Annotated in this window: 15 protein-coding genes; 5 read left to right on the forward strand and 10 right to left on the reverse strand. The window is 72.8% G+C overall.

Annotation, left to right across the window (positions count from 1 at the left end):
• Window positions 1-42: 42 nt before the first annotated feature.
• The 4 genes from AB0H75_RS40390 to AB0H75_RS40405 are packed head-to-tail and all read right to left on the reverse strand — an operon-like array spanning window position 43 to window position 3,499.
• Window positions 43-687 (reverse strand): response regulator, encoded by a 645-nt coding sequence (locus AB0H75_RS40390; RefSeq protein WP_367805400.1) that lies wholly within the window; start codon window positions 685-687, stop codon window positions 43-45.
• A complete protein-coding gene (locus tag AB0H75_RS40395; protein ID WP_367805402.1) occupies window positions 680-1,855 on the reverse strand; it encodes a sensor histidine kinase in 1,176 nt (391 codons plus the stop codon). Before AB0H75_RS40395 ends, AB0H75_RS40390 begins: the two co-directional genes overlap by 8 nt.
• Before the next feature lie 7 nt (window positions 1,856-1,862).
• On the reverse strand, window positions 1,863-2,558 hold the full coding sequence (locus AB0H75_RS40400; RefSeq protein ID WP_367805404.1) for an ABC transporter permease: 696 nt from the start codon (window positions 2,556-2,558) through the stop codon (window positions 1,863-1,865).
• Window positions 2,559-2,605: 47 nt separating this feature from the next.
• Window positions 2,606-3,499, reverse strand: coding sequence for an ABC transporter ATP-binding protein (locus AB0H75_RS40405; protein ID WP_367805406.1), 894 nt, complete (start codon window positions 3,497-3,499; stop codon window positions 2,606-2,608).
• A gap of 263 nt (window positions 3,500-3,762) precedes the next feature.
• On the opposite strand from AB0H75_RS40405, the gene AB0H75_RS40410 reads away from it, so the two are divergent.
• From AB0H75_RS40410 to AB0H75_RS40420, 3 genes are read left to right on the forward strand one after another with little or no spacing between them, the layout of a single operon-like run.
• Window positions 3,763-4,491: a hypothetical protein gene (locus tag AB0H75_RS40410; protein ID WP_367805408.1), complete on the forward strand. Its 729-nt coding sequence runs from the start codon at window positions 3,763-3,765 to the stop codon at window positions 4,489-4,491.
• A complete protein-coding gene (locus tag AB0H75_RS40415; protein ID WP_367805410.1) occupies window positions 4,491-5,375 on the forward strand; it encodes an ATP-binding protein in 885 nt (294 codons plus the stop codon). The genes AB0H75_RS40410 and AB0H75_RS40415 overlap by 1 nt, the downstream gene beginning before the upstream one ends.
• A gap of 34 nt (window positions 5,376-5,409) precedes the next feature.
• Window positions 5,410-7,608, forward strand: a complete 2,199-nt coding sequence (locus tag AB0H75_RS40420; protein WP_367805412.1) for a hypothetical protein — start codon at window positions 5,410-5,412, stop codon at window positions 7,606-7,608.
• Window positions 7,609-7,632: 24 nt separating this feature from the next.
• On the opposite strand, the gene AB0H75_RS40425 is transcribed toward AB0H75_RS40420, so the two are convergent.
• Genes AB0H75_RS40425 through AB0H75_RS40440 form a run of 4 tightly spaced genes read right to left on the reverse strand, consistent with a single transcriptional unit; the run spans window position 7,633 to window position 13,506 of the window.
• A complete protein-coding gene (locus AB0H75_RS40425; protein ID WP_367805414.1) occupies window positions 7,633-8,754 on the reverse strand; it encodes a hypothetical protein in 1,122 nt (373 codons plus the stop codon).
• Window positions 8,754-9,641 (reverse strand): hypothetical protein, encoded by an 888-nt coding sequence (locus AB0H75_RS40430; RefSeq protein WP_367805416.1) that lies wholly within the window; start codon window positions 9,639-9,641, stop codon window positions 8,754-8,756. Before AB0H75_RS40430 ends, AB0H75_RS40425 begins: the two co-directional genes overlap by 1 nt.
• 8 nt (window positions 9,642-9,649) lie before the next feature.
• The gene (gene fxsT, locus AB0H75_RS40435; protein ID WP_367805418.1) at window positions 9,650-13,327 is read right to left on the reverse strand and encodes an FxSxx-COOH system tetratricopeptide repeat protein; all 3,678 of its coding nucleotides are present in this window, start codon (window positions 13,325-13,327) and stop codon (window positions 9,650-9,652) included.
• Window positions 13,327-13,506 (reverse strand): hypothetical protein, encoded by a 180-nt coding sequence (locus AB0H75_RS40440; RefSeq protein ID WP_367805420.1) that lies wholly within the window; start codon window positions 13,504-13,506, stop codon window positions 13,327-13,329. Before AB0H75_RS40440 ends, fxsT begins: the two co-directional genes overlap by 1 nt.
• 143 nt (window positions 13,507-13,649) lie before the next feature.
• Here AB0H75_RS40440 and AB0H75_RS40445 point away from each other — a divergent pair, with 143 nt between their 5' ends.
• Window positions 13,650-14,717 (forward strand): FxsB family cyclophane-forming radical SAM/SPASM peptide maturase, encoded by a 1,068-nt coding sequence (locus AB0H75_RS40445; RefSeq protein WP_367805422.1) that lies wholly within the window; start codon window positions 13,650-13,652, stop codon window positions 14,715-14,717.
• Window positions 14,714-15,979 (forward strand): HEXXH motif domain-containing protein, encoded by a 1,266-nt coding sequence (locus AB0H75_RS40450; RefSeq protein ID WP_367805424.1) that lies wholly within the window; start codon window positions 14,714-14,716, stop codon window positions 15,977-15,979. Before AB0H75_RS40445 ends, AB0H75_RS40450 begins: the two co-directional genes overlap by 4 nt.
• A 33-nt stretch (window positions 15,980-16,012) precedes the next feature.
• On the opposite strand, the gene AB0H75_RS40455 is transcribed toward AB0H75_RS40450, so the two are convergent.
• Window positions 16,013-16,462 carry an iron chaperone gene (locus AB0H75_RS40455; protein WP_367805426.1) on the reverse strand — a complete coding sequence of 150 codons (450 nt, stop codon included), beginning with the start codon at window positions 16,460-16,462 and terminating at the stop codon, window positions 16,013-16,015.
• A gap of 194 nt (window positions 16,463-16,656) precedes the next feature.
• On the reverse strand, window positions 16,657-17,151 hold a 495-nt coding region (locus AB0H75_RS40460; RefSeq protein WP_367805428.1), incomplete at its 5' end, for a ricin-type beta-trefoil lectin domain protein.

Below are 17,151 nucleotides of genomic sequence, written 5' to 3' on the forward strand. Positions count from 1 at the left end.
CCCGGCGAACCGGTGAAAGTTTCACCACCGGGCCCGGCGGGCTCAGCCGCCGTCGTCCAGGCTGAGCAGGCCGCGGCGGAAGGCGGTGGCGACGGCGGCGGCCCGGTCGTTGACGCCCAGCTTGGCGTAGACGTGCAGCACGTGGCTCTTCACCGTGGCCTCGCTGATGAACAGGCGCCTGGCGACCTCGCGGTTGGTGGCGCCGTCGGCGATGAGGCGGAGGATCTCCAGCTCCCGCGCGCTCAGCGGGTCGGCCGGCGCGCGTACCTGGCCGAGCAGGCGGGTGGCGACCGACGGCGAGAGCACCGCCTCGCCGCGCGCGGCCGTCCGCACGGCCCGGACCAGCTCGTCGCGGCCGGTGTCCTTGAGCAGGTAGCCGGTGGCGCCGGCCTCGATGGCGGGCAGGACGTCCCGGTCGGTGCCGTAGGTGGTGAGCACCAGCACGCGGGCCGGGCTGCCCAGCCTGGCCAGCTCCTTGATGGCGCCGACGCCGTCCAGCCCGGGCATGCGCAGGTCCATGAGGATCACGTCGGGGCTCAGCGCGCGCGCCAGCTCGACGGCCCGCCGGCCGTCGCCCGCCTCGCCGACCACCTCGAAGCCCGGGTCGCCGGCGAACATGCCGCGGATGCCGTCCCGGACGATGGGGTGGTCGTCGGCGATCAGCAGCCGGACGGGGGTCTCAGTCACGGGACACCGCCGGGACGCTCGCCGAGATCGCGGTGCCCTCGCCCGGCTCGGACTCGATCTCCAGCGTGCCCGCCAGCCGGCTCACCCGCTTGCGCATGGCGGTCAGCCCGAACCCGCCGGCCTCGCCGGCCCGCTCGGGGACGAACCCGGCGCCGTCGTCGCGCACGTCCAGGGTGACCACATCCTCCATGTACGACAGGGTCAGGCCCACCCGCGAGGCGCCGGCGTGCTTGGCGGTGTTGGCCAGGGCCTCCTGCGCGGTACGCAGCAGCGTCTCCTCGACCTCCGGATGCATGGGACGGACCGTACCAGTGACGGTGAAGTCAGCGCGTACCCCGTTGAGCTCGCCCCACCGGGCGACGACCTCCTGGAGCGCCTCGGGCAGCGGCGCCGCGGCCAGCTGGCCCGGGCCCACCGCGTGCACCGAGCGCCGCGCCTCGGCCAGGCTCTCGCGCGCCAGCCCCGTGGCCAGGTCGAGGTGGCGCCCCCGGTCCTCGGCCCGCTCGGCCCGCTTGGCCGCCTGGAGCTGGGTGATGATGCCGGTCAGGCCCTGGGCGAGGGTGTCGTGGATCTCGGCCGCCATCCGCTGCCGCTCGTCCAGCACGCCCGCCTCCCTGGCCTGCACCAGGAGCTGGGCCTGCAACCCCGCGTTCTCCCGCATCGTCTCCTCCAGCCGCGTCACCATGCGCTTGCGCTCGGCGCTGCGCTCGCTGGTGACCTCGCCGACGAAGCTGAACAGGCCCACCGCGGCGACGACGGCGGCGGTGAAGAACAGGTAGGTCAGGACGCCGGACGGGGTGGGGTCGGGCAGGCCCCCCTGGTAGGCGGCGACGCTGATCGCCGCCGTGGCGCTCACCCCGGCGAAGCGCCACGCGCCCTTCAGGTACTGCCAGGTGTGCAGGTATCCGACCAGCGAGAAGAAGCTGGCGAACCACACGCTCCGCCCGCACAGGACGCCGATCAGGACCACCAGCCCGGCCACGTACGCCGCGCGGCGGGGCACCAGCCACATCCAGGCGGCCGTCAGCGCCACCAGCCCGGCCGTGAGCCACGGGGTGCCGCGGCCGTCCAGCAGGGCCAGCACCGCGGAGACCGCCAGCAGCGCGTACGGCGCCACCGCGAGCTGCCGGTCCAGCAGTCGTTCCCATCGGTCGAGCCGGCCGGTCATCCCTCACTCACTCCCAGCGGAAGAGCCTGGCCGCGGCCACGCTGACGACCACGGCGTAGGCGGCCATGACGCCCAGCGGCAGCGGGCCGGGAGCCGCCCCCGCCCAGACGTCCCGCAGGCTCTGCCCGAAGGCGCCGAGCGGGGTGTACTCCCCGACGCGCGCCACGATATCCGGCATCTGGTCCACGGGCTGCATGAGCCCGGCCAGGTAGGCCATCGGGAAGTACAGCAGCACCCCGATCCCGTTGGCGGCCCGGCCGTTCGGCGCCGCCGCCGCGATGAGCAGGCCGATCGCGAACATGGCCGCCGTGCCCAGGGCGAACACCAGGACCACCGCCCCCACCCGGGCCGGCAGGCGCGCGCCGAGCACGGTCCCCGCGACCGCGACCAGCAGCGCGCAGGCGGTCACCGCCAGGACGAGCTGCAACACGAGCTGCACCAGCAGCAGGTTGCCCGGGCGGACCGGCGTGGCCGCCAGCCGGCGCAGCACGCCCCGCTCGCGGTAGGTGGCGAGGGTGGTGGGCACCATGTACAGGGCCACCAGCCCGACGGCGATCGCCACCGCCATCGGCAGCAGCACGGTGTCGCCCGGCTGGATCGTGCTGCCGAACACCACCAGGATGAACAGCGGGATGAGCAGCGAGAACAGCGCTCCGGGCTCCCGGATCAGCAGCTTGGTCTCGACGACGACGAGCTTCCTCATGATGGGCCTGCTTCCAGTCGAATCTCGGTCGGGTCCCGGTCCGGATCTCAGTCGAACGAACGGCCGGTGAGGGCGGTGAAGGCGTCCTCCAGCGTGCGCTTGTCGATGCGCAGCTCGCTGACCAGGACGTGATGGCGGGCCAGGTGCGCGGTGACCGCCGTCGCGAAGTCCCCCGTGCCGGTGACCGTCATCCGCCGGCCCGTCCTGGACACGCCCGTCACGCCCGGCACCCCGCCGAGCTCCACCTCGTCGTCGCCCATCAGCGTGAACCGCATCCGGTGCTCGTCGCCGACCAGCCCGCCCGGCGTGTCGATCGCCACCACCCGGCCCCGGTCGAGGATGGCGACCCGGTCGCACAGCTCCTCCACCTCGTCCATGAAGTGGCTCACCAGCACGACCGTCACGCCGCTCGCCCGTACCCGCTTGATCAGCTCCCAGGTGGCGCGGCGCGCCTGCGGGTCCAGGCCGGTGGTCAGCTCGTCGAGGAAGGCCACCTGGGGCTTGCCCACCAGGGCCAGCGCGATGAACAGCCGCTGTTTCTGGCCGCCGGACAGCTTGCCGAAGCGGGCGTCGCGCTTGTCCGCCAGCCCCCACTCCACCAGCAGCTCCCGCCAGTCGCGCGGGTCGGCGTAGAAGGAGGCGTACAGGTCCAGCGCCTCCCGCACCTTGATGGTGTCCGGCAGCATGGTCTGCTGGAGCTGCACCCCGATGCGCTCGCGCAGCGCGCGCCCGTCCTTGATCGGGTCGAGCCCGAGCACCCTGATCGTGCCCTCGTCGGGTCGCCGCAGGCCCTCCACGCACTCGACGACGGTGGTCTTGCCGGTGCCGTTCGGGCCGAGGATGCCGAAGATCTCGCCCTCGTCCACCGAGAACGACACCCCGTCCAGGACCGTCAGGTCCGCGTACCTCTTGCGGAGGCCGGTGACTTCGATGACTGCCATGCCTCAAGCATTCCGAGCCGCCGCCTTCCGCGAATCGGCCCGCCGGTCATCCCTGGCGCCGTATGGTGCTGACCGCACAATCCACCGAACGGTGGATTGCGGGCCTCGCCCATTGCGAACAGTCACCTGCCTGGACCTCCGCGTGAACCAGCGGGATCATGTGATTGCCGGAGAAGTGGGGACAGGCATAGGAGACGGGACATATGCGGAGGGGGCGAACATTTCAGGCTGCGGGCCTGACACTCGCGGGATTTACAGCTTTTATGCCTTTCTTTCGTACGCCTGCCGACGCCGACGACACGCTGGCCGTTTATTGCCTGGCGCCGCCGATGCGGAGCGAGCTGGCCAGGTCCGCGGTCGTCTTAGGATTGGGCAGGCACGACACCGCCGACCGGTTATCCGTGAACGGCCGCTCCCTGGCTCTCGAAGACTGGCGCGCCTCCCGCCCCGCCGACTTCAAGCGGGCCTGCCAGGCGCTCTACCAGGCACGGCCGGAGGGCAGCCTGCCCCAGTCCACGTCCTGGTGGCAGAAGCAGGCGGAGCTCCTGATCCCGGTGCTGATCGGGGCGCTGCTCGGCTTCCTGCCCACCGGCTGGCGGGCCGCCGTCGACCGGGGGGCGCGTGACGCGACCGCGCTGCGCACGGCCTTCGCCGAGTTCCAGCGCTCGGTGGTGACGTTCGTCGCCGACGGCGGCGACGGCGGCGGCGGCGGCGAGGTGACCGTCCGGCGCGGCGAGCTCCAACGGCAGCTCTCCCTCGTCGCCGTGATCCACCCGTCCTGGCCCGCGGCCAGGGGCCTGGCCGACCGGCTCGACCAGGAGCCGCTGGCGGAGCCGTCCTTCCTGGGCTGGCGCGGCGCGTCCCCCGGCTACCGGGAGCGGGCCGGGAAGGCGATGACCACCGCACTCTCCGCGTACGCCGCGGAGCTCGACCGGCTGGCGCTGGCCCTCACCCGGCCGGTCCGCAGCGCCCTGCGACGGGGGCGGGCGTGATGATCGAGAACCCCTTCCGGCTGCCCACGGACACCCCCGTCTGGGAACGTGACATCCCGCTGTGCGAGTGGCAGGCCGCCGCGCACACGCAGCTCTACGTCCCGATCGACAACACCGAGCAGGCTTACCAGAAGTTCAAGGAGTTCTTCGCCTTCCCCGGGCTCGACCTCACCGGCGGGCGCCTGATCACCATCGCCGGCGAGTCGGGCTACGGCAAGACCTCGCTCGCCAACCGGTGCGCGCACTGGCTGACCGAGAACCGCCAGCGCAGCCCGGGGGTGGTGAAGATCGACGCGCGCGGCGAGAGCCCCGACGACCTCCTCGCGGTCTACCGGACCGCCGCCACGAAAGTGCACGCCTCTCTGGGCGTTCCCCTGGCCGAGGGGGCCGCGCGGGCCCACGACGCGCGTGCCGGTTACCAGGACCTGTCCGGCCGCATGCTCCAGGACCTCGTCGCCCTCGTGCTGCTGCCGCCGATCTCCAGCAAGAGGCAGCTCGACGAGTACGAATGGCTGGCCCGCCACCGCGGGAACTTCATCTTCCTCACCGAGACCGCGACGACCGAGATCAGCCGGCTGTGCACCACCGTCTACCGGGACAGCGCCTGGCACCTCCGGCTGGAGCTGGGCGAGGCCACCAAGAAAGACGCGCTGATGTTCATCGAAGCCCGGCTGGCGTCGGTCAGCTACAGCCTCGACACCATTCTCGAACCGGGCCGAGAGGAAATCCGCGACATCATCGGCAACCGCCATGATCTCCGGTCCATCCGGTCCCTCCAGTGTTATCTCTTCGACACCTTCGAGCACGTCAAGAGTCAAGATAGGGACAGGGTGCTGAAGAGCGATTTCGAACGCACCTGGAACAGTAACGCGCTCTACAGGTGACGTGCGAAACGAGGCCAGGGACAGGAGCGAGATCGTGCATTCACCCCAGCCCCGCAGCTACGCCTTTCCGCAGGCGGCCGTGGCGAGGCTCTCGCCTTACCGCGCCTGGCCGGGCGACCTGCCGATCCCGCCCAGCGTGCAGACCGCCGCGCTGGCGCAGGCGGAGGAGCACCTGTACGGATACCTCGGCCAGGAGGTCCCGGCCGGGTGGCAGGCGCTGACGATCGTCGGGAGGCTGGGCATGGGCAAGACCCACGTGGCCCGGCGGCTGGCCGACGCGCTGCACCGGGCCGAGCAACGCGACCAGCTCCGCCTGGTCACGGTCGACAGCCCCGACCCCGGCTTCCACCGCAGCCGGGTCTCCAGCCAGCTCGACCGCTTCGACCTCTACGAGCGGATCAAGGACTACTACGCCGGCGTGGTCGCCGACACGCTCGTCAGCGCGCCCGGCGCCGAGGAGCTGGTCGACGGGCTGCGGTCGGGCAGCCTCGACCCGGAGAAGGTGGTGGACCACTTCGGGCTGGTGGAGAGCACCCTGCACGACACCCTGCACCGGCTGCTCGGCTCGGTCACGGAGCTGAGCCGGTTCAGCACGGCGCTGACGCTGGCCCTGATCCCCCGCCACGAGGAGGACGTCTGGCGCTGGCTGACGGGCGGCCCGCCGTCGGCGGAGCTGGCCGCGCGCGGCGTCACCCGGCTGGGCGAGGACACCACCACCGCCTTCGACGTCCTGGGCGTCCTGGCGCACCTGTACGGCCGGGCGGGATTCCGCTTCGTGCTGATCATGGACGAGTTCGACAAGCTGCTCGGCGGCGCCGACCACGAGCGGGAGCAGCGTACGTTGCAGGCGACCGAGCGCCTGGTCAACATCATGATCGAGAGCGGCGGACTGTTCGTCTTCTGCGCCTCGCCCCAGGCGCAGGAGATCATGCCGCCGAGCCTGCTGCAGCGGTCACGCACGGTACGGCTGGACCCGTTCAGCGGCGAGGACCTCGTGACCTACATCGTCCAGGCGCTCGGCCGCCAGGCGGCCCTGTTCCCCCGCGACGTCGCCGACCACGTGATCGAGCTGACCGGCGGCGTGCCCCGGCAGGCCATCGAGCTGTGCGCCGCGGTCTGGAGCGCCTCGGCGCGCGAGCGTCCGGTGACCGTCCCCGACGTGCACGAGGCCATCAGGCGCCGGCAGGCCGGCACCAGCGTGGAAAGCGTCACCGAAGCGGTGCGCGAGACCCTGCGCGCCGCCGGCTGGAGGTTCGTCACGGGGGAGCGGGGGGCGGACTTCTGGCTCCCGCTCGGGCATTCCGGCATCGCCGTCCTGATCGAGGAGAACCTGATCCAGCCGGACGACCTGCGCGCGCACCGGGACCGGGCCACGGAGCTGCGTAACGCCGAGCTCATCACCGTCGTGCGGGGGTTCCTGTCCGAGGCGTTGCGTGACGAGGTCGCCGCGGTCGCCGGCCGCCAGCCCCTGGCGTACGGCACGCCGGGATTCCGCGACTCCCTGCGCGAGCTGGTCCAGCAGGCGCAGGTCCGCCTGGAGGCGGTGGCCAGGGAAGGCGAGCTGGGGCGCATCCGCCGCCGCCTGGACGAGCTGAGCCGCATGCACTCCTACACCCAGGGCTTCCTGGAGCAGATGCGCAGCGAGGCCGAGCGCGCCAGCGACCTGACCGGCCAGCGCCTCGCCGCGCTGGACAGCGCGGAGCCCGGCTCGTCCGGGGCTCGTCCGGGCGTCACCAAGCGGCTGCCGGACGAGGTGCGCCGCCTGTTCGACGCCGCCATCATCGCCGTGGCCCGGCTGGCCGATCCCGGTGACCCGTTCGAGGCCGCCTTCGAGGGCGCGGGCGGCGGGCCCGTCCAGCCGCCCTCGCTCGGCCGCGCGACGATGGAGCTGGTCGGGGCCGTCGAGCTGTACGGCAGGCTGCTGGAGAGCTTCGCGACGGCGGTGGCCGACTGGATGGAGAGCGTCCGGGCCGCGGGCGGGCAGCCGGGGTTCCGCGAGCACGAGCTGCTGAGGCTGACCTGCCGCACCTACTCCACGCTGGCCGAGCGCCTGCCGCTGCTGCACCTGGAGGCCCAGGCCCGCCAGGCGCCCTTCATGCCCAGGCTCAGCCCGGCCGAGGAGACGATGCGCAGGGCACGCCGCAACGAGGCGGTCGAGGCCCTCGACGACCTGGGCCAGCGGGTGCGGACGGCGGCGGAGCAGATCGTCCTGGGCGCGGGCGGGCCGGCCTGAGCCGCCGGGACGGCTCGCGGTGGCCTACGGGGCGGTTCGCTCCGCTCCGCCCAGCACCCGGGCGGCGACCTCGTCGGCCACGATGTGGATCGTGTTGATCACCAGGATCGCCGGCGCGATGACGGTGGAGATCCGGGGGAACGACGGCTCCAGGGTCAGCGCGAGCACGATGGCGGTGATGCCGTTCTGCTGGCTGAGCGCGAGCTGGATCCGGTCCCTGCGCGGCAGCCGCCAGGTGATCGCCAGGCCCACCACCACCTGGGCGAGGAAGGTGGCCGCGCCGAGCACCAGCCCGTGGACCACCGCGACGCCCCGGACGAGCAGCATGCCCAGCAGGAAGGTGGCCAGCCAGAAGGCGCCCGTGGTGACGGCGCCGAGCCGTACCGCCGCGGGGGGACGGAAGAACAGGCCGACCAGCGCGACGCCCAGCATCAGGAAGGTCGCGGCGGCGAAGGCCAGGAGCGCGACCAGCGCCACCACGGAGACCGCCGTGCCCCAGCGGCGCCAGAACCGCCGCCGGGTCAGCCCCCAGCGCCGCGCCAGCCATCCGACGGCGAAGCACCCGCCCGCGAGGAGCAGGTTCGCCCCGAGGTTGAGCCCGTAGGCGGCCAGATCCGCGCCGGCGGGCCCGCCGATCACCTGCCCGCCGGTGCCGCTCCAGGCCAGAGCCAGCGCCGAGGAGTAGACGATCAGCAGGGCGGTGACCGGGTCGTCGAAGGAGGCCCAGGCCATCAGGATGGCCCTGGCGCGCGGCGACAGCCGCGAGCCGGCGGTCATCGCGGCGACCGAGAGGGGGTCGATCTGCGCGACGGCGACGCCGAGCACGATCGCGACCGGCTGTCCCAGGGCCAGCCACATCACCCCGGCGATCAGCGCCGCCTTGCACAGCACGCCCACGGACACGGCGACCAGCACCAGGCGCAGGTCGCCGACCACCTCGCGGGAGATGCCCGAGGCGCTGGCGTAGAGGCCCACCGCGAGCAGGCACGCGACGAAGAAGGGATAGTACGGCGCCGCCTCGATCCGCCCCGTACCGAGCGTCGCGGCGAACAACGCGCCCGCCGCCGCCAGCAGGACCAGCTGGGTCAGCCGCGCCATCGACGGCCGCGCCCGCACGACTGACCGCACGACTGACCGCGGAGCCATCAGCAGGAGTCCAGCACCCTGCGCAGCCGCCGCTCGGCGCGGTCCACCTCGTACTGGTCGAGGGTGAGACCCACGAGCAGGCCGCCGTCCGCACCGGCCGGGGCGAGCACGTAGAGGGCGCCTTCCTGCACGTCGAGGACGAGCCGCTCCACCGGGCCCTCCATGACCAGGCGCAGCGCGTGGCACAGGTGCGCGAGCTCCTGGCGCAGGGTCCTGCCGAACTGCTCGATGATCTCACGGCGCGTCTCGCGGGCGATGTCGGAGAACCACGTGCCCAGCTCAGGGAAGGCGTCCACGGCACAGGGCCGCCCGCCCTGCCTGAAGCAGCCGGCGTAGTGCAGGTCCTGGCCGTTGACCAGGCGGAGGAAGGCTTCGGGCGGGTCGCCGCCGCGGTGCAGCCGGATGCCGGGGGTCGGGTCGTCGTCGAGCGGGAGGTCCCGTCTGCCGCCCATCATCTCGTCGGGCAGGTGGTAGATCGCCCTGACGGCGACCGCGGCGTCGCAGACCCTGCGGTCGAGCTGGTCGTCCGCCGCGCTCACCCCCACGAGGTACTGGCCCGGCCTGATGCGGCAGCAGACCAGCGCACGATCGGGCGAGGCGACCACGAGGTGCATGAGATCGCCCATGTGCAGGCCCTGGAGCAGCCGGTCGTAACGTTCGGTCAGGATCACCAGCTGGCGGCAGCTGAGCTCGTACATGGACAGGGCGTCGGGGGAGGCGGCCAGGTCGCGGCTGAGGGAGACGTTGAACAGCCCGTTGCCGAAATGGGCGAGGTAGTCGATCCCGCCCCGCTCGAAGACCGCCGCGCAGGCTTCGATCAGCGCGTCGTAGCCCGACTCCGGGCTCTCCGCGTGCGGCGCCCTGCGCACATCCACCGTGGAGTTCACTCCCGCTCCTACATGCCCGGAATCTCGATGTCGATGTGGCCGCGCTCCCCCCGCTGCGCGGCGGGGTCGTCGAGCCGCGCGCGGATGTCGTCCAGGCTCCGTCGCGCCAGCCTGGCGTGCGGGTGCTCCTGGCCGAGCATGTCGGCGAGGAGCTGCGCGGCCCGCTCCTCCGCCTCGGCGGCCTCCTCCAGCCGGCCGGCCTCCACCAGCACCGAGGCGTGGTTGACCAGGGCGGCCAGCGTGTGCGGGTGACGCGCGCCCACCGCCCTGGTCAGGCCGTCGCAGGCCGAGCCGCTCAGTCTCAGCGCCCGCTCCTGGTGGCGGGCCCCGTCGCCGCACAGGTAGACGGCCAGGTTGCTCTCGGCGGCGAGGGTGAACGGATGCCTGCCGTAGAGCCGGTCGAAGGTGCGCGCGACCGTCTCGGCCTCCGCGACGGCCCTCGCCGTCTCCCCGCGGGCGAACAGGTCGGCGGCCAGGCTGGCCCGGCACATCAGGGTGCCGAGGAAGCCGTCGCCGTAGACGTGCCTGAAGCCTTCGAGCGCCTCCTGGTCGAAGTCGAACGCGTCGTCGGGCCGTCCCAGCAGCCGGTGGGAGACGGCGAGCCCGGCGCGGGTGCGCAACCACAGGCTCTGGTGTCGTTCGGGGTGTTCCTTCGCCACGAAGCCCAGGTAGTTCTGGACCTCGGACAGGACGCGCCTGGACTGCTCGTACTCGCCCGCGTCACGGAGGTAGGCGGCCAGGTTGCAGCGGGTCCACAGGGCGTCGGAGTCGTACTCGCCGAAGATCCTGGTGCGCCGCCTGACCCGCTCCTCGGCCAACCGGATCGCCTCGCGCGGGTTGCCGGTGCGCGCCAGGGAGACCGCCACGTTGTTCATCGCCCTGCCGGTCAGCGCGTGGTCGGCGCCGTACAGCTCGCGCAGCCCGATCAGCGCGGCACGGTCCCAGAGGTAGGCGTCGTCGAAGGCGCCCATCGCGCGCTGCGCCACGGCGTACGTCATGGCGGTCACCAGCGTCCGCGGATGCTCGGCGCCCAGGGTGCGGGACTGCTCCCGCAGGGCCGTCTGCGCCAGCTCCCGCGCGCGGGCGTGCTTGCCCAGCATGCGGTGGACGTCGGCCAGCACGGCGTGCAGCTCCCACAACACCCGGTCGTCGCCCGACTGCGACCACGCCTCCAGCGCCGGGTCGCCGATCTGCCGGGCCAGGTGCCAGTTGACCGTGTCGAACTGCTCCCAGTGGTAGGTGACCTGCGAGACCACCCAGTTGCGTACCGAGTGGCTGGGGCTGGTCATCGCGTCGACCGGGATGACGTGCGGGGCGAGCGCGAGGTGGATCCGCGGGTCGGTGGCGCCCCGGGTGGCGACGGCGGCGAGCACCTCCTGGATCTCCTGCCTGCGCCGTCCGGCCGTGCCTCTGAGCTCCAGCCGCGCGCGGACCAGCTCCTGCACCACCGGATGCATCCGCAACGGCTCGCCCCGGCCCAGGTCGACGCCCGCCAGGCCGAGGTGGTCGACGGCCTGCAACACCGCGTCGATCATGATCGGATCGGCCAGCCGGGACTCGGCCCGCTTCAGCGCCTGGCGCATCGGGTCGGAGCGCAGCAGCCGCAGGTCCACGCCGATCGGCGCGAGGAAGGCGCAGGCTTCGACCAGCCAGACCGCGCCCGGCCCGAACAGCTCCTCCAGGCCGCGCAGGGCCAGCTCGACCGTCACCCGGTGGGCCCGGCAGCCGGCGTCGACGACGTCGGGGAACTTGGTGGACTCGGCTTCGTAGGCGATCAGGAAGTCCTTGGCCGCCTTGCGGGCCGCCTCCGCGACGTGCCGGTCGAGCCGCCGCTCGCCGGCCGCCGCCTGCCGCAGCCACGCCCCGGCCAGGTGCACGGCGATCGGCCGCGCCAGCACGGTGTCGACCACCTCCGCCGCGCCGGTGGCCGGCGCGGCGGGCAGCAGCTTGCGGATGAGCGCGGTGCCCTCGCCGAGGGTGAAGGGGCCGACCTCGAACTCGGCGTCACGCGGGCTCCAGTGCTCGCGCTCGCGGCAGGTGACGAGGAGGTGCCCGGTCGCGGGAGCCTGGGGGAGCCGCGCGAGGTCCGGCACGTCGTCGTAGACGAGCAGGAACCGGCCCGCCGTCGAGTCCAGGTGCCTGAGCACGGCCGTCACCGGGTCGCTGGCCGCCGGCAGGCCCAGGGTCGTGGCGAGCGCGGCCAGGTCGCGCCGGTGGAGGTCGCCGGAGCCGCACGACACCCACCACACCAGGTCGTAGACGCCGCCGAAGCGGTGGCAGTACTCCAGTGCCACCTGTGACTTGCCCAGGCCCGCCGGGCCGTGCAGCAGGCAGCGCCGGACCGGGTCGGCCGCCAGGTCGTCGCGGAGCCGTTCGAGCAGGTCGTCCCGGCCGACGAAGGACAGGTTGCGGCCGCGGACGTTGGTGGTCGTGGGGTCGCGCGGGAAGCGCGGCGCGGCCGGCTCGGCCAGCCGCATCGGCTCCGGCCCGGTCAGCCCCAGCCGGCGCCGCAGCTCCAGGGCGGCGTCCTCCTCCAGCAGGCCGCGCAGGTCCACGGAGGGCACGTCCGCCAGCTCGGCGGGGAACTCCTCGTCGTCCAGCCGGACCGGCCACACCTTCGGCCGGGACCGCAGTGACGGGCCGAGCAGCGCCCGCACGCGCTCGGTCTCGTGCTGGTCGAGCCCGGCGGGCGAGACGACCAGCACGGCGTGCCCGCTCTGCCGCGCGCCCTCGACGGGTGCGCCCAGCCGGGCGCGGGTCACGGTGATGCCGTGCCGTTCGATCCGGTGCTCGATCCACTCGGCCCAGTCGCGGTAGGCGGGGTTGTAGAGCACGGTGACGTCGGCCAGCGCGGTGTAGCGGCCGTCGGTCAGCGCCCGGGCGAGCTGCTCGAAGGCCGGTTTGAGCCCGTCGGAGCGGCCGGGCGGCTCCGTGACGGCCGCCAGTTCCTCGCTGTAGGCGTATCTGGCCACGTAAGGGATCTCGACCGGCAGCACGGCGCCGGCGAGCGCGCCGAACTCCCGCTGGCAGGTCTCCCTGGACCGCCGCAGCTCCTCGACGGCGCGGCTGTCGGCGCGCAGGAGGACCGGCACGATCTTCGGCCCGCCGGAGGGGCGCCGCAGCTTGCGTGCCGCCGCCGCGCCCTCCCTGATCGCCGGCCCCGGAGGCGGCACGCACACCGCCATCACGTCCGACAGCTCGGCCACCAGCTCCAGAGCCGGCCCGTGCAGCCCCGCCGGGCAGTCGACCAGCACGTAGTCGAACTCCGCCGCGCGTACGCCCTCGCGCAGCCACTCGACGAACGTCCGCTCTCCGGCGGCTCCCAGCTCTTCGGCCAGGCCGGTTGATTGGGTGTCGAGCCGCAGATATCGGACATTTCCGGGAATGAGGGGAACGGGCACCGTGATCTCGCCGATCAGGCGCGCCAGGCGGGTGGCCTCGTGCCGGTTCTCGCTGCCCAGCGTGTAGACGTCGCGAAGCCGCACCCGATCCGGCAAACCGAAATTAAGGGAAAGATAGCGCTTATATGCCGTCTCGCCGGAATCGGCGTCCACGACCAGGACGCGCATGCCGCCCGAGGCCAGCAGTACGGCCACGTTGGCCAGCGCCATTGTGCGGCCGATTCCCGTACGCGGAGAATGAAAGGCGATTACCACCCCAGGGTGGCTTGGCGGCTCAACCATCATCACCCCGGCGCGCTCGACTGGTGATCGACGAAGTACGGATCCTCGAGGGAATCGAGTTCGAGGAGCAGGCGACCCAGCACGGCCAGAAGCGCCGGGGACAAATCCTTCACTTCCGCGAGGCTCAGGCCGGTGAGATCGACGAGATCCGAACGAAGTCTATCGTCACCCGTCTCGCCCACGGTGCCGCCTCCGTTCGCCAGGCGCCTGCCCTCCGAGAATAGATCAATGATTCTGGTCAAAGAAGGGCCTGTGTAATACGCTTCGGTGAGGTGTGCGGCGAGGGGTATCACACTTGTCTGATGCTGGCCATTTACAGGACATAGTGCTCAAAATACACAGCCGTTGTGACCTGGCATGTGACTACTGCTATATGTATTTCTCGGCGGACCAGCGCTGGCGTTTCCGCCCGCGGCACATGCCCGACGACGTGGTGAGACGGACCGCGGAAAAGATCGGCGAGCACGTCCGGGCCCACCGCCCGCCCTACGTCAACGTCATCCTCCACGGCGGCGAGCCCCTCCTGGCCGGGCCCTCGCTCATCGAGCTGGCCGTCACGGAGATCCGCCGGGAGGCCGGCGCGCCGGCCAGGATGCGTATCCAGACCAACGGGGTGCTGCTCACCGAGCCCTACCTGCGCCTGTTCGACCGGCTGGGCGTCCGCGTCGGGGTGAGCCTCGACGGCGACCGGCTCGCCCACGACCGGCACCGCCGCGACCACGCCGGGCGCGGCAGCCACGCGGCGGTCACCCGCGCCCTGGGCCTGCTCGGCTCGCCCGCCTACCGGCACCTGTACGCCGGGCTGTTGTGCGTCGTCGACCCGGCCAACGACCCGCTCGTCACCTACCGGGCCCTGCTCGCCTCCCGGCCGCCCGCGCTCGACCTCCTGCTGCCGCACGCCAACTGGGGGAACCCGCCCCGCGCCGGTTACGGCGACTGGCTGGTCGCCGTCTTCGACCACTGGTACCGGGCCGACCGGCTGGAGACCCGGATCCGGATCTTCGAGGAGATCATGCGCGGGCTGCTCGGCGGGCGCCCCCACGCGGAAGGGCTGGGCGGCGCCCCCTCGCGCGTCGTCGTGGTCGAGACCGACGGCGAGATCGAGTGGTCCGACTCGCTCAAGTCGTCCCACGAGAGCGCCGCCGCCACCGGCCTCACCGTGCTGCGGCACTCCTTCGACGACCTGCCCCGCCTGGCCCCCGAGCCGAGCGAGACCTGCCTGCGCTGCCCCGTCCACCGGGTCTGCGGCGGCGGCCTGCCCGCGCACCGCTACCGGCCGGGCAGCGGGTTCCGCCACCCCTCCGCCTACTGCCGCGACCTGTTCCAGGTCATCACCCACATCCGGGACACGCTCGCCCGCGACCTGGACGAGCTGCGGACGGGGGCGAGATGACGCCTCGCCCGCTCGCCGTGCCGTCGCGGGTCATCACCGACCTCTCCCACGGCCGCGGAACCTCCGAGGCGTGCGACCTGCTCCTGCGGGCCCAGCACAGCAAACACCTGCTCCTGCTCGGGCTCGTCCTGGAAGAGGCGGTCCGCCGGCGGCATCCGCAGGCCGCGGCCACCCGCGACGCCTACGACCTGATCACGGCGGTCGAGCGGGCCGCGCCCGACGCCGCCGCCCGGGTGGTCCGCTATCCGGCCGTGGGCGCGTGGGCCGTCCGCACCCTGTGGCACCTCCGGCGGGGGGACCCGCCGGAGCGGTGCGGCGGGGCGCAGCCACGGCGCATGGCGGCCCTGGCGGCAGGCGCGGCCCTGCTCGGCGAGGTCGAGCTCGCCGTGGACCTGCCCGCCGGGAGCGGCGTGATCCACCTGCCAGGCGTGGGCCGTCTCACCCTGCCCCGGGCCCGCACCGCCCGGCTGCGCATCCGGCCCGGCGGCGGGGTGGAGGCGCGCGGCCGCTCCGCCCAGGTGAGCCGGGTATGGCCGTTGGACGCCCCGCCCGGTGTCCTGCTCGACGACCTCGACCCCTTCCGCTTCCCGCCCGGCGCCCGCCTCGCCCGCCGCCTCACCCCGGGTCGCCTCGCGGGCTGGACCGGGCCACTGACCGCTGGCTGGAACCTCCTGCTCGCCCACCACCTGGCCGTCGCGGCCGAGGTCGGCCGCCTGGTCTCCGTGCTCGTCCCCCTCGCCCCGGCCGGGCGACGGATGCGCAGCGCCTCCAGCCGGGCCTGCTTCGGCGGCATCGCGTTGTCGCGGCCCCCCGGCGCGCTCGACGCGGCCCTGACCCTCGCCCACGAGGTGCAACACGTCAAGCTCTCCGCCCTGATCGACCTGTTCCCGCTCGTCGCCCCGGACACCGGGGAGCGCTACTACGCCCCCTGGCGTGCCGACCCCCGGCCGCTGCGCGGGCTGCTGCACGGCACCTACGCCTTCATGGGCGTCGCCGCGTTCTGGGAGCGGCAGCGGCACCTGGACCCGAGGCCGAGCGCGCACGTCCAGTTCGCCCGCTGGCGGGAGGCGGCCGCGGAGACCGTGCCGGTGCTGCTCGGCAGCGGTCGGCTCACCGAGCTGGGGCGCACCTTCGTCGCCGGCATGGGCGACCGGCTCGCCGAGCTGGCCAAGGAGAGCGTGCCGCCGCACGCGGTCACGCTCGCCCGCCGTGCGGCGCTCCGCCACCGGACCCGCTGGCTACGGGAGCACGCCGGTGGCTGACGCGGCGCGGCGGGGGAGCCGGGCACGCGGTTCTCAGCCGGCCGCCCGCTTCACCAGGGCGGCGACGCGCTCGGCGGCCTCGTCGGTCAGCTCGGTCAGGGCGAAGGCGGAGGGCCACATGGTGCCCTCGTCCAGGGCCGCGGCGTCGTTGAAGCCGAGCGTGGCGTAGCGGGTCTTGAACTTGCTCGCGGGCTGGAAGAAGCAGACGATCTTGCCGTCCCTGGCGTACGCGGGCTGCCCGTACCAGAGCCTCGACGTGAGGTGCGGCGCGTTCTCCCTGACGATGGCGTGGATGCGCTCGGCCATGACGCGGTCCTGGTCGGGCATCTCGTCGATCTTGGCGAGCACGTCCTGCTCCCCGTCGGCCTTGGACGCGCGCGAGCCGCGGCGCGCGGCGGTCTTCAGCTCCTGGGCGTGCTCCTTCATCGCCGCCCGCTCCTCCTCGGTGAAGCCGTCGAACGTGCCGCCCTTGTTGTTGCTCATTGCGAGGTTCCTCCTGATGCGTACCTTGTTGGTGATGAATCTCATCGTAGGGAACTGTTCGCGGCATTGGCTTCTTGAAAACTGACCGATGCCGGAGGACGAGAAAAGGCCGCTCCCGGACGTCGCCGGGAGCGGCCTTCCTCGCTGCGGTCAGTCAGGCAGCGGCTGCCTGCGTGTGGTTGTCTGGGCTGTGGTTACCTGGTCCAGGTCCACTTCTGGTTGTTGCCGCCGCTGCAGGAGTACATCTGGAGCCGGGTGCCGTTGGCGGTGCCGGTGCCCACCGCGTCCAGGCACAGGCCGGACTGCACGCCGACGATGCTGCCGTCGGAGTTGAGGCGCCACTTCTGGTTGTCGCCGCCCCAGCAGCTGTAGATCTGCGCCTTGACGCCGTTGCTCGTGCCGGCGGCGTCCAGGCACTTGTTGCCGTAGACCTTGATCTCGTTCGCCGAGGTGTAGGTCCACTGCTGGTTGCTGCCGCCGGTGCAGTCCCACAGCTGGAGCTGGGTGCCGTCGGTGGTGCTGGCGTTGGGCACGTCCAGGCAGCGGCCGGAGCCGACGCCCTTGATCGGCCCCGTGCCCTCAGGCGTCGTCGGCGTGGAGGTCGGGGTGGAGGTCGGCGAGGTGGTCGGGCCGGGCCCGGCGTTGTTCAGCGCGTCGAGCACGGCGTTGTAGGCCGGCTTCTTGTTGCT

Origin of the sequence: Nonomuraea sp. NPDC050783, from assembly GCF_040802095.1 — a bacterium.
Taxonomy (GTDB): Bacteria; Actinomycetota; Actinomycetes; order Streptosporangiales; family Streptosporangiaceae; genus Nonomuraea.

Coding starts and splice junctions, on each gene's coding strand:
- fxsT (WP_367805418.1), bottom strand. CDS start 13,327: ATGATGGTTGAGCCGCCAAGCCACCCTGGGGTGGTAATCGCCTTTCAT.
- AB0H75_RS40410 (WP_367805408.1), top strand. CDS start 3,763: ATGCCTTTCTTTCGTACGCCTGCCGACGCCGACGACACGCTGGCCGTT.
- AB0H75_RS40425 (WP_367805414.1), bottom strand. CDS start 8,754: ATGGCTCCGCGGTCAGTCGTGCGGTCAGTCGTGCGGGCGCGGCCGTCG.
- AB0H75_RS40415 (WP_367805410.1), top strand. CDS start 4,491: ATGATCGAGAACCCCTTCCGGCTGCCCACGGACACCCCCGTCTGGGAA.
- AB0H75_RS40395 (WP_367805402.1), bottom strand. CDS start 1,855: ATGACCGGCCGGCTCGACCGATGGGAACGACTGCTGGACCGGCAGCTC.
- AB0H75_RS40450 (WP_367805424.1), top strand. CDS start 14,714: ATGACGCCTCGCCCGCTCGCCGTGCCGTCGCGGGTCATCACCGACCTC.
- AB0H75_RS40455 (WP_367805426.1), bottom strand. CDS start 16,462: ATGAGCAACAACAAGGGCGGCACGTTCGACGGCTTCACCGAGGAGGAG.
- AB0H75_RS40400 (WP_367805404.1), bottom strand. CDS start 2,558: ATGAGGAAGCTCGTCGTCGTCGAGACCAAGCTGCTGATCCGGGAGCCC.
- AB0H75_RS40405 (WP_367805406.1), bottom strand. CDS start 3,499: ATGGCAGTCATCGAAGTCACCGGCCTCCGCAAGAGGTACGCGGACCTG.